This is a genomic window from Streptomyces sp. NBC_00829 (assembly GCF_045161795.1).
Classification (GTDB): Bacteria; Actinomycetota; Actinomycetes; order Streptomycetales; family Streptomycetaceae; genus Streptomyces.
The window spans coordinates 2,487,386-2,500,656 of the sequence record NZ_CP108867.1 but is presented as its reverse complement, the minus strand read 5'-3'; the positions used below and the strand labels follow the sequence as shown (position 1 = coordinate 2,500,656).

Annotated in this window: 14 protein-coding genes and 1 pseudogene; 12 read left to right on the top strand and 3 right to left on the bottom strand. The window is 69.3% G+C overall.

From position 1 onward, the window contains the following. The first annotated feature begins 44 nt into the window (after nt 1-44). The 7 genes and pseudogenes from OG293_RS10305 to OG293_RS10275 all read left to right on the top strand — a co-directional run bounded on the left by OG293_RS10305 (nt 45) and on the right by OG293_RS10275 (nt 6,808). Complete coding sequence (locus OG293_RS10305; protein WP_405998475.1) at nt 45-971, top strand: hypothetical protein; 927 nt, start codon at nt 45-47, stop codon at nt 969-971. A 35-nt stretch (nt 972-1,006) separates the two neighbouring features. After that, on the top strand, nt 1,007-2,305 hold the full coding sequence (locus OG293_RS10300) for an Ig-like domain-containing protein (protein WP_405998474.1): 1,299 nt from the start codon (nt 1,007-1,009) through the stop codon (nt 2,303-2,305). Further along, complete coding sequence (locus OG293_RS10295; RefSeq protein ID WP_405998473.1) at nt 2,302-3,273, top strand: class E sortase; 972 nt, start codon at nt 2,302-2,304, stop codon at nt 3,271-3,273. Before OG293_RS10300 ends, OG293_RS10295 begins: the two co-directional genes overlap by 4 nt. 243 nt (nt 3,274-3,516) lie before the next feature. Continuing rightward, entirely contained in the window at nt 3,517-4,281 is a 765-nt protein-coding gene (locus OG293_RS10290; RefSeq protein ID WP_406003552.1) for a phosphate ABC transporter ATP-binding protein, read from the top strand. Between the two features lie 302 nt (nt 4,282-4,583). Further along, entirely contained in the window at nt 4,584-5,057 is a 474-nt protein-coding gene (locus tag OG293_RS10285) for a phospholipase (RefSeq protein WP_405998472.1), read from the top strand. 293 nt (nt 5,058-5,350) lie between these two features. Further along, entirely contained in the window at nt 5,351-5,425 is a 75-nt protein-coding gene (locus OG293_RS10280; RefSeq protein ID WP_100661309.1) for a 50S ribosomal protein bL37, read from the top strand. 784 nt (nt 5,426-6,209) lie between these two features. Then, nucleotides 6,210-6,808, top strand: a pseudogene (locus tag OG293_RS10275) (transglycosylase SLT domain-containing protein). Nucleotides 6,809-6,821: 13 nt separating this feature from the next. Here OG293_RS10275 and OG293_RS10270 read toward each other — a convergent pair. Next, entirely contained in the window at nt 6,822-6,992 is a 171-nt protein-coding gene (locus OG293_RS10270) for a hypothetical protein (RefSeq protein WP_405998471.1), read from the bottom strand. Between the two features lie 187 nt (nt 6,993-7,179). On the opposite strand from OG293_RS10270, the gene OG293_RS10265 reads away from it, so the two are divergent. From OG293_RS10265 to OG293_RS10245, 5 genes are all read left to right on the top strand, one after another. Then, entirely contained in the window at nt 7,180-9,207 is a 2,028-nt protein-coding gene (locus tag OG293_RS10265) for a PA14 domain-containing protein (RefSeq protein WP_405998470.1), read from the top strand. Nucleotides 9,208-9,465: 258 nt separating this feature from the next. Beyond that, nucleotides 9,466-10,101 (top strand): hypothetical protein, encoded by a 636-nt coding sequence (locus OG293_RS10260; RefSeq protein WP_405998469.1) that lies wholly within the window; start codon nt 9,466-9,468, stop codon nt 10,099-10,101. A 342-nt stretch (nt 10,102-10,443) separates the two neighbouring features. After that, complete coding sequence (locus tag OG293_RS10255) at nt 10,444-10,788, top strand: hypothetical protein (RefSeq protein WP_405998468.1); 345 nt, start codon at nt 10,444-10,446, stop codon at nt 10,786-10,788. A gap of 296 nt (nt 10,789-11,084) precedes the next feature. Next, on the top strand, nt 11,085-11,249 hold the full coding sequence (locus OG293_RS10250; protein ID WP_405998467.1) for a hypothetical protein: 165 nt from the start codon (nt 11,085-11,087) through the stop codon (nt 11,247-11,249). A gap of 268 nt (nt 11,250-11,517) precedes the next feature. Further along, entirely contained in the window at nt 11,518-11,802 is a 285-nt protein-coding gene (locus OG293_RS10245; protein WP_405998466.1) for a hypothetical protein, read from the top strand. Nucleotides 11,803-12,242: 440 nt separating this feature from the next. On the opposite strand, the gene OG293_RS10240 is transcribed toward OG293_RS10245, so the two are convergent. Continuing rightward, nucleotides 12,243-12,656, bottom strand: coding sequence for a type II toxin-antitoxin system VapC family toxin (locus OG293_RS10240; protein WP_405998465.1), 414 nt, complete (start codon nt 12,654-12,656; stop codon nt 12,243-12,245). Then, nucleotides 12,653-12,916: a CopG family transcriptional regulator gene (locus OG293_RS10235; RefSeq protein ID WP_405998464.1), complete on the bottom strand. Its 264-nt coding sequence runs from the start codon at nt 12,914-12,916 to the stop codon at nt 12,653-12,655. Before OG293_RS10235 ends, OG293_RS10240 begins: the two co-directional genes overlap by 4 nt. Between the last annotated feature and the right edge of the window lie 355 nt (nt 12,917-13,271).

Here is a 13,271-nt window from a genome sequence, read left to right as displayed (position 1 = left end):
CACCATCACCACGTCTTGACCCATTGCAAAGGGAGAGAACAACCGTGTCCTTCATACGCACCCCCCGCACTCCGGGGACCCGCACCCTCGGGTTTCGCGCTCCGCTGTCCCGTACCGCCGCAGTCCGCGTCGGAGCGCTGATCGTGGCCTGCGGCGCGGCGGGACTGCTCGCCACGACCGCGGCCCACGCGGAGGCCGCCGGCGCTCTGGAGGTGACCCCGGCCACCGGTACGGACGTCACGGGGATTTCGCTGACCACCTCGAAGGCGTGCCCCGACGCGGCGACCAACCTCATCGTCTCGGTGAAGGGCGCGGGCTTCCCCGCCGAAGGCCAGAACGTGGTGAGCAACTCGCCGATCAGCACCTACTCCACCACGACCGGCGGCGGCATCGTGGTGCCGCTCACCCAGACGATGCGGGACTACGCCAACACGGCGGGCTTCAGCACGCTCCGGGGCCGCTACGACTTCACCCTCACCTGCCGTACCGCCTTCAACGGCACGAGCCTCGACGACTTCACCGCGCCGCTCTGGTTCACCTCCAACACCGCGTACCGCAACACCGACCCCGCGGGGCCGAGCACGCCGCCGTCCTCCGGCGCCCCCTCCACCAGCGCCTCCGCCACGCCCTCGGGGTCCGCCTCGCCCTCGGACACGGCGTCCCCGACCGACACCGCGTCGCCCACGGACACGGCCTCGCCGACCGACTCCCCGCTGCCCACCGACACCGCGTCCGCCACGGACACGGCCGCCCCCACGGACGCCGCGACGGCCGACGGCGGTTCGCAGGGCATCTCCACCGAGGTCAGCGGCGGTTCGGGCGGCGGCGGCAAGGGCTCCCTCGCGGCCACCGGCACCGATGTGGCCCTGCTCGGCGCCGCGTCCGCCGCCCTCGTCCTGACGGGTGTCACCGTCGTGCGCCGGGCCCGTCGGCGCGAGGAGTTCACCCTCACCGACACCCCGAACATCTGAGCCGGGACGACAGGACGATGAAAGAGACGCCGACCATGACGTTCACGACCGCACGCCGATCGCTGTCCCTCGCGCTCGCCTCACTCCTGGCCGCCGGTGCGGTCGCGCTCGGCGCGGGCGGCGCCGAGGCCGATGTCCTCGGTTCGATGGAGATCGCTCCAGCCACCGGCACCGACACCAGCGGCATCACGCTGACCACCTCCGGGCCGTGCCCCGAGGGGGCGAGCAACCTCATCGTCTCGGTGAAGGGTTCGGGCTTCCCTGCCGAGGGCCAGAACGTGGTGAGCAACTCGCCGATCGACACCTACGGTGCCACCGGCACCGGCGGCATCGTGGTGCCGCTCACCCAGACGATGCGGGACTACGCGAGCACCGCGGGCTTCAGCACGCTTCAGGGCCGCTACGACTTCACCCTGACCTGCCGGGCGGCCTTCGGCTCGACCACCTACGGCGACTTCACCGCGCCGCTCTGGTTCACCTCCGACACCACGTACCGGAGCACCCCGCCCGCCGCGGTGACCACAACCGCCCTCGCGGCAACTCCGGCGAGCCCCGTCGTCCAGGGCACGGCCGTGAAGCTGACGGCGACCCTCGCCCCGGCCGACGCGGCCGGCACGGTCCGCTTCCTGGACGGGGCCGCCCAACTCGGCGCCCCCGTGCCCGTGTCCGCCGGGACGGCGACCCTGACGACAAGCGCCCTGGCCGTCGGCACCCACACGGTGAAGGCGGAGTTCACACCCAAGGACCCGGCCGCGTACGGCCCTTCGGCCTCCGCCGTCCTGTCCTACACCGTCAAGATCAAGCCTCCCGTCGTCACGACACCCCCGAAGGTGACGGGCACGGCGAAGGTCGGATCGACGGTGACCTGCACGGTGGCCTTCGGCGGTGCGACCACCCTCAGGTACGTCTGGCTCCGCGACACCGCCCAGATCGCCGGGGCGACCGCGCGCACCCGCCCCCTCGTCGCCGCCGACTACGCCCACAAGACCGCGTGCCGGGCGACCGCGGCCAACAGCACCGGCAGCACCACGGCGACCAGCCCCGCCGTGTCCGTGGGCGCGGGCCCCGCCCTCAGGAACGGGACCCGTCCGTCGATCACCGGAACCGCCAGGGTCGGCTACCGCCAGACCGCCAAGCCCGGCACCTGGAGCCCCGCGGCGACGACGTACAGCTACGTGTGGAAGCGCGACGGCCGGGTGATCAAGGGAGCCACCCGCGCGACGTACTACCCGACCGCCGCCGACCGCCGCCACCTCCTCACCGTCACCGTCACGGCGAAACGCCCCGGATACGCCTGGGGCTCCGCCACGTCCACATCGCGGAGGATCGGATGACAGCACCGGGCGCTCTCGCCCCCGCCCAGGTACGGGAGGACCGGCCGCCCACCGGCGGCGGGGCACCGGACCCCGCGCCCGCGCCGGTGCCAGGACGCGCGCGTGAGCAGCGTCCGGCCTCCGGCCCCGGCGTGCGCGTGATCGGCGCGGCGCTGAGCATCCTCGCCGCGGTGCTGCTCGGATTCGTCGTGGACGTCGGCCTCGTGGGCAGCCTCCGGCATGCCCGCGACCGCCAGGTCGACTATGCGGACTTCCGTTCCGCGCTGGCCAACGGGGTCGCACCGGTCGGCAGATCGGCCGGCGGAGGCACGGCTCCGGTGCCCGGCGAACCGGTGGCGCTCCTGGAGATCCCCGCGCTCCATCTGCGCGAGGTCGTCCGCGAGGGCACCTCGGCCGAGGATCTGGCACGGGCGGTGGGCCACCGCCGGGACACCCCCCTGCCCGGCCAGTCGGGAGTCAGCGTCATCCTGGGCCGCCAGGCGTCCTACGGCGGTGCGTTCCGGCAGGTGGCCGAGCTGAGCACCGGGGACCGGATCACCGTGACCACGGGTCAGGGGAAGCACACGTACCAGGTCATCGGCCCGCGCAGGGGAGGCGACCCGCAGCCGCCCGCCCTCGCCGCCGGCCGGGGCCGCCTCACGCTCGTCACGGCCGATGGCACGCCGTTCATGCCCCGGGGGATCCTGCGGGTGGACGCCGACCTGACGTCGCCCGTCCAGCCGACCCCGCCGACCGCCGTGCCCGCGGGCGCCCTGCCGGAGGACGAGAAGCCGATGGCCGCCCTGCACGCGGCCTGGCTGCCGCTCGTGCTGTGGGGCCAGGCGCTGGTGCTGGCGGCGGCGGCCGTCGCGTGGGCGCACGCGCGGTGGGGGCGGCCCCACACCTGGGTGGTGGGCGTGCCCCTGCTGGTCGCGCTGGGTCTGGCGGTGGCCGATCAGGCGGCGCTGCTGCTGCCCAACCTGCTGTAGCGGCACCGCCGTTGCCCGTCTGTGGCAGCGGTGGTGCTGTCACCCTGCCTGCCGCGGCGGCTCCGCCGCTCCCCGACCCGCTGTAGCCGAGCCCGCCCCGAACCAGATGTGCCGAGTGAGGACACGACCGTGAGCAACGAGACCACCCAGAGCACCACCCAGAGCACCACCCAGACCGCAGGGGCCGGGACGACGCTCCTGCTTCCGGCGCAGTCGGCCCCGCCCGCGGGCGCGGGGGCCACACTGGAGGCCGAGAGGATCTCGGCCTGGTTCGGCAACCACAAAGTCCTCGACCGGGTGTCACTGACCATGCCGGCGAGCCTGGTCACCGCCCTCATCGGCCCCTCCGGCTGCGGCAAGTCGACCTTCCTTCGCATTCTCAACCGGATGCACGAACTCATCCCCTCCGCCTCCTTGGCGGGCGAGGTGAAGATCGACGGCCAGGACATCTACGCGGCGGGCCGGCGCCTGACGGAGGCGCGGCGCCGGATCGGCATGGTCTTCCAGAAGCCCAACCCCTTCCCCGCGATGTCGATCTACGACAACGTCACCGCCGGCCTCAAACTGACCGGCACTCGGCTGGGCGGGGCCGCCAAGGACGATCTGGTGGAGGAGTGCCTGACCAAGGGCGGCCTGTGGAAGGAGGTCAAGGACCGGCTGCGCCAGCCGGGCGGCGCGCTCTCCGGCGGCCAGCAGCAGCGTCTGTGCATCGCCCGCTCCCTGGCGGTCCGCCCCCAGGTGCTGCTGATGGACGAACCCTGCTCGGCGCTGGACCCGACGTCGACGCGCCGCATCGAGGAGACGATCCGCGACCTGGCCCACGAGGTGACGATCGTGATCGTCACCCACAACATGCAGCAGGCCGCGCGGGTCTCGGACCAGTGCGCCTTCTTCCTCGCGGAACAGGGCACGCCGGGCCTGATCGTCGAACACGGCCCGACGCGCGCGATGTTCTCCACGCCGTCGGATCCGCGGACGGCGGACTATGTGGAGGGCCGCTTCGGCTAGGGCCTTTCGTCTGGATCTTGCCGGGCTCGCGTGCCCTGGTCCGCGAAGTCCCGCCTGATCCGCGACGCCCCGCACGCACGCCCACCACGTCGGCCGTAAGCCCGAGCAGCTCCCTTGCGAGGGCTTACGGCCGCCTTGGACCGGCGCTGCGACCTGTGGATCTCTGACAGCTACATGACGGGGACCCTGACGCTCCCCGACCCTAGTCATGACAGGGACATGGCGAGACTCTGGATTTGCCCGTGAGATCCCACGGGGTGCACGGCCCCCCCATCCAGACCCCCCACCCGCGGAGGTCACGCATGCGCCGCCGTTCCGCCTTACCCCTCGCCGCCGCAGCTCTGGCGGTCCCCCTCGCTCTGCTCCCCGCCGCATCCGCCTCGGCGGCCCCCGCGGACAAGCCACAGGTCCTCAGCTCGTGGACCCAGACCAGCGCCTCCAGCTACAACGCCTGGAACACCGCCCGCCAGAACCAGGGCAGCTGGGCCGCGTACGGCTTCGACTGGTCGACCGACTACTGCAGTTCCTCGCCCGACAACCCGTTCGGCTTCCCTTTCCGGACGGCCTGCGCCCGCCACGACTTCGGCTACCGCAACTACAAGGCGGCCGGCACGTTCTCCGCCAACAAGTCCCGCATCGACTCGGCGTTCTACGAAGACCTCAAGCGCGTGTGCGCCCGCTACTCGGGCGCGACGGGAACGGCGTGCAACAGCACGGCCTGGGCCTACTACCACGCGGTGGACATCTTCGGCCTGGCTCCGGCGAATTCGGCCTGACGTCCACTGCCAACCATCTGGCCGGGCGCGACGGCACGCCCGGCCAGATGTGCTTCTCCGGGGCCGGTCTCCGATCCCCGCTCCTCTGCGCGACCGGATGCGCGACCGGAGCGTGCACGGCCATGAACTGCCCCTGCTCATCGACGGTGAGGGCGACCCGCTCGACCATGCCCCATGGAGCCGGGCAACCCTCGTACGGCCGCCGCGCCGCTGCTGCGGGGCCTACGGGCCGACCCTAGACTGGCGACGGCATGGAAAATACGGACTTGTCCTGACTCAGAGAGATGCGCACCATGGCCAAGCGAGGCAACAAGCGACGGGCCCGCAAGAAGAAGAAGGCCAACCACGGCAAGCGCCCGAACGCCTGAGCCGCTCGGTCCGCCGTGGCGGACCAGGGGCCACCACCGCGAGCCGGACCCGGTGATACCGGGTCCGGCTCGCGGTGTCGGTGCTTCCGGAAGGGGTGGGGCGTGCCCTGGTCCACGCTTCCGCCGGGCAGTGGTCTCCGCGCGGGTCGTGATCTTGCCCGACCGCCCTGTGCTGGTTCGCGGCGAGCTTCACCGAGCGCGGCCGCTCCGGTCGACGAGCGGCATCAGCCGCCCGGCCCGGAGCCCGGGCGCGCCGGCGCCGTACATCATCATCCGGACATGGTCGGCGCGCCCCCGCGTGACCTGCCGGGAGTGGGGACAGCCGGGATTCGGCGCGGGACGCGCTCGGCGCACCCGTGTGCCTCACTCGGCGCCTTCCGCGCGGGATATCGCCGATTCATGTGCGCCCGGTGAGTGAACCCCTGCGGCGCGTCATGCCCAGGGGCCCCGAAGCGCGCGAATCGCGCCATACGTGTGAGCCCGCCCATAGGGCCCACGTCACGTCCTAAGAGCGGTAGTGGAACCGCCCCCCCGCGCTCCGGCACCGGAGTCCTTCACTCATGGGCATTGCGGACATATCTGCGTAGTCCGGTAGTACGTCGCATCTTTGCGTCCCTCGCCGGTCGCCGTTAACCATGGCTGACGTTCCGGGGAGCCGAGTGCCGGACCGGGTGCGTTCCGCCCGCTCCGACCTCCCCGGCCCACGCGGCGGACATCTGCTCCGCCCACGCCGTACCGGTGTTCCGGTCGGCCGCCCCACATCCCCAAGGAGAGGTACTTCCGCATGACCTTCGCCCGGACCAGCAGCAGCCGTACCGCCCGATTCCGCAAGTTCTCCGTGACCGGCATAGCCACCGCCGGCCTCGCGGCAGTGGCCCTGAGCTGGCGCCCTCGCCCGCTCACGCCGCCGAAACGACTTCGGCGAGCGTGTCGGCGGCCACGGCCTCGGTGGCGGGCGCCCCGGCAGCCAAGAAGGCCACCAAGGCCGCCAAGGCCACCAAGGCCACCAAGGCGAAGAAGGCCACGACCGCCAAGAAGGCCGCCAAGGCGAAGAAGACCTACCCCGACAACCTCGACGGCTGGATCAGGGAGTCGCTGGCCATCATGAAGGCCAAGGGCATCCCCGGCAGCTACGAGGGGCTCCACCGCAACATCATGCGCGAGTCCGGCGGCAACCCGAACGCCGAGAACGGCTGGGACGTCAACGCCCAGAACGGCACGCCCTCCAAGGGCCTGCTCCAGGTCATCCAGCCGACCTTCGAGGCCTACCACGTCGCGGGCACCCCGAACGACCTGACCGACCCGGTCGCCAACATCACCGCGGCCGCCAACTACGCCGCCGACAAGTACGGCTCCATCGACAACGTCGACTCCGCCTACTGAGCCACTCGAAAGATCAGTTGTGGCCGAACTTGCGCTGCTTCTTGTGGGAGACCTGCTCGGCGATCGAGCGCACTGGGTCGTGTGCGGCAGGTGTCTGCGCCTGCTCCTTCGTCTCCGCGGGAGTGCTGCGTTCATGGCCGCCCGTGCGGGCGCCGCGGTTCTGCCGACTCTGTTTCTTACTCACGATCGCGCCTCCTGCGAGGGATCCCGGATGGTAGGCACTCCCAGATTCGCATGTGAGTACGAAAGTTGCATTTCCGGGCGTTCCCCTCACGGCGAACCGCGTACTCGTCCGGTCGCCCACCAGCGGGGAAAGGGATTTTGCGGGCTGCCGGGCAAATGCCATGCTGCCCCCCTCTGGGGAGGGGATCATGAACACGTCCACAGGAAGCCGCCCGTTGCGACGGCGCCGTGCCACCGTCAGAGCGGTGGGGACCGCCCTGTCGGGGGCCGCCGCGTGCCTCGCGTTGCCCGCGTCCGGCGCGGAGGCCGCAACCACCTGCGCCGCCGGGGTCTGGAAAGCGTCGTACTACGCGAACACCACGTTCGCCGGGACCCCTAAAGGGACCGTGTGCGACTCGGCGATCAGCGAGAGCTACGGCACCGGGGACCCGGCAGGCGTCACGCTGCCGCGCGACAACTTCGGGGTCCGCTGGTCGATGACCCGAGACTTCGGTTCCGGTGGACCTTTCACCTTCAGCGTGGCCGTCCAGGACGCCGTCCGCGTCTACCTCGACGGCACCCGCAAGATCGATCTGTGGTCCAACGTCTCGTCGACCCGCGGCAAGACCGTCTATGTCACCGTGCCCAAGGGCACCCACACCATCCGCGTCGACTTCGCCGCCTTCACCGGAAGCGCGAACGTCGCATTCGGCTACGCGCCCAGGACCTCGGCCACCGTCGACAGGACCGCCCCGCTGGCCCCGTCCGGCGCGAAGGTCGCGTACGACAAGGTCACCGGCAAGGCCACCTTCACCTGGTCGAGGAACAAGGAGATGGATCTCGCCGGGTACAAGGTGTACCTGCGCAGGCCGGGCACCAGCACCCTGGTGGTGCGGACGACCGGGACGTCCTACTCGACGACGCTGCCCGCCACGGGTGCGGTCTACCGCTTCGGTGTCGACGCCGTGGACATCGCGGGGAACACCTCGTCCTCCGTCATTGATCTGCCCGTCACGACCGCTGACCGGACGGCTCCGCAGGCGCCCACCGGCCTGACCGCCGCCGACAGCCAGTGGGACGTCACCCTGGGCTGGAAGGCGAGCGAGGCGGGCTCCACCTTCCGGCTGTACCGGGCCGAATCGGCCGCCGGGCCGTACACCCTCGTCGGTACGACGAAGGCGACAACCCTGGCCCTCACCGACGTCCCCTACAGCACGGCGCGCCACTACAAGGTGACTGCCACCGACGCCGCGGGCAACACATCGGCGGCGTCCGGCGTGCTGTTGTACACCCGGCCCACGGCCGTTCCCCGGCTCTACCACGCCCAGAACAACGAGGCGGACACCGGTATCGCTCTGTACTGGGAAGCCCGCCTGAACGCCGGCACGACGGGGTACCGCGTCCACCGTTCCGAACCCGGCTCGACCGACCCCTCCTGGCACGCTGTCACGTGCGAGGACTGGGGGCAGGGGGGCTCGACGCCGTACGTACAGGTCCACTACTGCACCGACCGCACGGCGGTCGCCAAGACCGCGTACCACTACGCGGTGACCTCCGTCGACGCCCAGGGGCGCGAGTCGGAGCGGTCCGCCCCGTTTGCGATCGCGCGCGTGGACAGGACGCCCCCGCCGGCGGTCACCGGGGTGACCGCCAAGGCCACGCCCTACGGTGTGGTGCTCGACTGGGATCCCAACACGGCTCCCGACATCGCCAAGTTCGTCATCCGCAGGGAGCCGGTGGAGAAGCTTCCCTGCTGGTGCAATCTGGCCGAAGTGGACGCCGGTACCACCCACTTCGTGGACAAGGAGCTGCCGGACGGCGAGACCCTGACCTATTCGGTGGACGCCGTGGACACCTCGGGAAACTCGCTCTACACGCTGTACCTGAACCCGGAGAGCATGACGTTCGCCGAGGTGAAGGAGCTGGACCTGACTCCGTCCGTGGACACTCCGGAGGGCGCACCGCTCGACCTCACCGCCAGGGCCGCTGATTCGGGCCAGGCGGTGGAGCTTGGCTGGGGCGCAGCCGGGGAGGCGACCGGCTACCGCGTCTACCGGTGGAACCACGACGCCGGGTCGTACGAGCAACTGACGGCGGAACCGGTCACCGGCCTGTCCTATACGGACACCACGGCCGCCACCGGTACGACCCACTTCTACTGGGTGACCGCCGTCCACGCCGACGGGACCGAGTCCGCTCCGGGGGACGCCTGGGCGATCCTGCAGCCCGGAAGCTGACGCCACCACCGGCCACGAGGCCGGGCGAAAGGGCCGGACCGTCTCGACGGTCCGGCCTTCGTCGTGACGAACGGACGCTTCACCTCGGGAGAGTGGGCGGCGGGCTCGCGCCCGCTGTGGGAACTGAACAAGATCGAGGCGGAGCTCGGTCGGCCCGACGACCTTGCGTGACTTCCTCGTGGCGGAGTGTGTTGCTCTAGCTGTACGTTGCACTGCGCCATTCAGTGTGACCCTGGAAGGGGAGAAGTGCGGTCAGCTGTGGAGATATTGGACGGTAAGGGCTTCAACGTACTCACCATCGTGCTTGCGGTACTTGCGTTGGCTCTGGGGGGAGTCTCCGTCTACTACGCCAGGAGGGCTCTGTTCCCTCCCAAACGTCGGCTCTCGTACGCGCTTGAGAGCGCCTCCCCCTTGGTCGACCAGTCCGGCCTCCAGTCCGGAAGCATGACGATCGAGGTGCTCTGTAACGGTGTGCCTCTGGCTGATCCGCACTTGGCCGTCGTTCGCTTGAAGAATTCGGGACGTCATGCGATCGCCAGTGAGCAGTTCGATCAACAGAGAGCCCTTGAGATCGATCTGAGCGCGTCGGTTGTAGAGCTCTTGAGCGCTGAGGCCGACCAACACGGGACGGTCATCGGCGCTTGCGCGGTCTCGGGTGAAACCATCTCGTTCGGGCCTGAGCTGATCAGGAAGGGGGAAGAGATCATCCTCACCGCCCTTGTCGAAGGCGCGCCAACACTTGACGTCCGTGATCACTTCGTCGACGTGCAGCTCAAGCCGGCGATTGCAGACAGTCCGGCGGTGGTCGCCCTCGTCGCGCAGAGGTTCCTGGCGTCCGCCGGCGCGGCTGGTGGAGCGGCGCTCGCCGCTGCGGTCGCCAGCTTGCTCTCGTAGAGCCTGGAGACCATGGTCTTTCGCGCGTCTATCGCGATTACTGGGCAACAACAGTAAAGAGCGGGAGTCAGTAACACTGACTCCCGCTTTCGCATGCCGGCATCCGCCCAGCTCGGCGCTGGATTCTTGCCATCTTGAAAACCTGGACCAGGCCAGCGTCGGGGTGAGCGCCCCGCACGTGCAAGATCACTTTGTCGCCTTCAGCCAGAAAGCTTTTGAGGTCCTGCTGACCCGCTACGCGAAGTAGCTCGACGGACGGCAAGACGTCGCCAACCGGCGTATCGAGGAACTGCTTCGCGCATACGAGTGATCGCGCGTGACCAGGTGCTTCATACTTCCGGGGTGGACCTTTCCGACGACGGCCAACAGCTCGATCCTGAGTGGGTGGAGCTTGGCAACAACGTATGTGGCGTTCTGCGCGGTTGCCGGGATGCCTCAGCGGTAGCCCAATACTTCGTGAGGGCGGGTTGGAGTTCGAGGTCGTCTTCCTGGCGTGGCTACGAGGTCGAAACCAGCTGGTGCCAACTGGAGGTCGACCTGGTCGAGGGGCCAGACGTTCTACTGAACGGCGTCGTCGACCCGCAGCGTGTTGACGAGCTCGCCGGCATACTCCACCGCTTCGGCATGAGCTACTCCCTGGAGCTCTACGAAGGAGACAACACCCTGGTTCGCGAGATCCAAGCCTGATCACCAAGCCACGTGTGAGGCCCTGGCATCCTGTCGGGAGGAGCGAGCGCCCAGGCTGGCCAAGGTGTACGACCGACTGGACTTCGTCCTTCCCTTCGGCCTGATCCACGGGGGCACCGGCATCGGAAACCATCCTCCGCCACCGGGACGGTCATGCGGTCCTCATCGACTTCGATGGGCTGGCCCTCGCCCCACGTGAGTGGGACCTGATCCTGACCGCGATCTACTACGACCGGTACGGCTGGCATACCAAGGCGCGGTACGCCGAGTTCGTCCACCGGTACGGCTTCGAGCTCATGAACTGGCCCGGGTACGAGACCTTGGCCGACCTGCGGGAACTGATGATGGTCGTATGGATCGGCCACCAGGTGGGCACGAGTGAGCGTTTCGCCGCGGAGTTCGCGCGACGCATGCGGTCTCTGCGAGCGGGCGGGGGACGCGACTCCTGGGGTGCCTTCTAGGGGGCAGTTCCTTTGGCGATTCTGCGGTATCAGATAGACACACAGCCGATGCTCGGGAAGGCGAGGAAGCGTTCGGCTTGGCGCTTGTAGTGCGGTGCGACTGTGGCAGGCACGCGCAGGGCAGTGTTTCCGGTCCGGAAGCCGCCGTTCGGATCGCCCAAGGCGGCCCTTCAGGTGATTGCCGGATCCCTCGTGAGTCACACAGCTGTCGCAGGGGTACGACGTCTCAGCGGAAGACGATCCCCGAACCCCCGTGAGGAGCTTGGCGATGTACGCAGCAGTCCGCCGGTACGAAGGGGTGACCGATCCGGCCGAGGCGGGACGCCTCGTGAACGAGGGGTTTGTGCCGCTCATGCGCGAGGTCTCCGGCTTCGTGGCGTACTACTGGGTCGATGCCGGGGACGGAGTGATGGTCTCGACCAGCGTCTTCCAGGACCAGGCTGGTGCGGACGAATCGGTCTCAAGGGCGGCGGACTTCGTGCGGGACAACCTTGCGTCACTGCTCCCCAACCCTCCCCAGGTCATGGCCGGGGAGGTCTTGGCCTCTGCATGACACCGTCCGGACAAGCCACATGAAATGGCCTCTACGGGCGGGCCATGCAGCTCAGTTGCAGTCCTGTGCTGGGCCGTACGCCCCGGCTGCAATCCACAACCTGAGTTCGCGTGCCTTTTCCGCAAGGTGACGCGCTGCGGCACTGGGGCCTGAGTGACGGTTCGACTGGTTCATAGCCGGGCCTGTTACAGCAGCAGGGCCCATTTGCTCAATAAGCAGCCACCCATGCCAAAGCCTGTGTGGACCACCCACAGCACAACTCCGGAACGGCACGCGCGGTCCGCGGCATCCGGATACGCAGGCCGCTGCGGATGCGCTGTACAAACAGCGTCCTGAATTGGGTCGGGAAGGGTGAGATGAGGTCCGTGCTCTCGGTGCCATCCCAGATGAGCTACTTGGTGGTTCATGAAATTGCTGACCGGCGCTGCTCAGATTTGCGGTCAGACCTTGATAACGGTGACGCGTCCGCCGCATAGCGTGGTGAGGTCCTCGGGGTCGGAGGTGAGGACCGTGGCGGGACCAGGGGCGGCCAGTGCCGTGGCGCTGAGCATGGCGTCGATGGCGTACTTGTGGCCATGGAGACCGGTGTCGGCAAGGAGCGCGGCGGCGTGCCGGGCGATCGACTCGGTCACCGGTTCCACGACGAGGCGGGAGAGCGTCCATTCCAGGGCGGGGCGGTTGATCCGGGGGTGGACCACTTCTACCAGCGTGGCCGCCGAGGTGACCACGCGCAGGTCATCGGCGCGGGCAAGGGCGAGCCAGCCGGTCACCGTCCGGTCGCGAAGGACAGCTTTGGCGAGCCCATCGCTGTCGAGGACGAGGGTGCCGCCAGGGACGGCGGGGGAGCGGGTCACGCGGCGTTCGTTCCGCCCCGAGTCTGCTCGCGGCGCGCCTGGTGGAGCTGGTCACGGAGAGATTGGATCTCCTCGTCCGTGACAGGGCCGTGCTCCGCCTCGGCGACCTGGATGAGCTCGTTCAGGTTGTCCCGCTCGATCTGGCGGGCAACGGCCGCGGCCACGTAGGCAGACAGACCGGACGGACCCCCACGGGCCTTGGCGGCTTCGGCGATGTCGCGCGGCATGGTGATCGAGTACTTGCCGGTAGGCTCACTCATGCCATTAATCCTACCCCTTATGCTCCCGGCTCGGAGTGAATGTCCGGCTCGCGGATCGTGGAATGTCTGAATCGGCGCCTGCGTCATCGGCGGTTGCACCAGATGCGTTCACCTGTTGAGCGAGGCGGTGGACGTCACAGGGCTGCGACGTCTGGTGCACGCGCTGTTCCCCCAAGGGGTCGAGGGGCGAAGGCCACGAAAGCCGCGAGGTTGGTTGGGAGCAGTGCAAGACAAGGCGAGCTGGACGTCCGGGAGTTGGCCGAGGGGAGCTTGGCTCCCTCGCGTACGCGCTGCGACGCGTCGGAAGCCATGGCTGTTGCGTCGGTGCTCGGCTGCTGGTCGTGCCTCTGCCGCG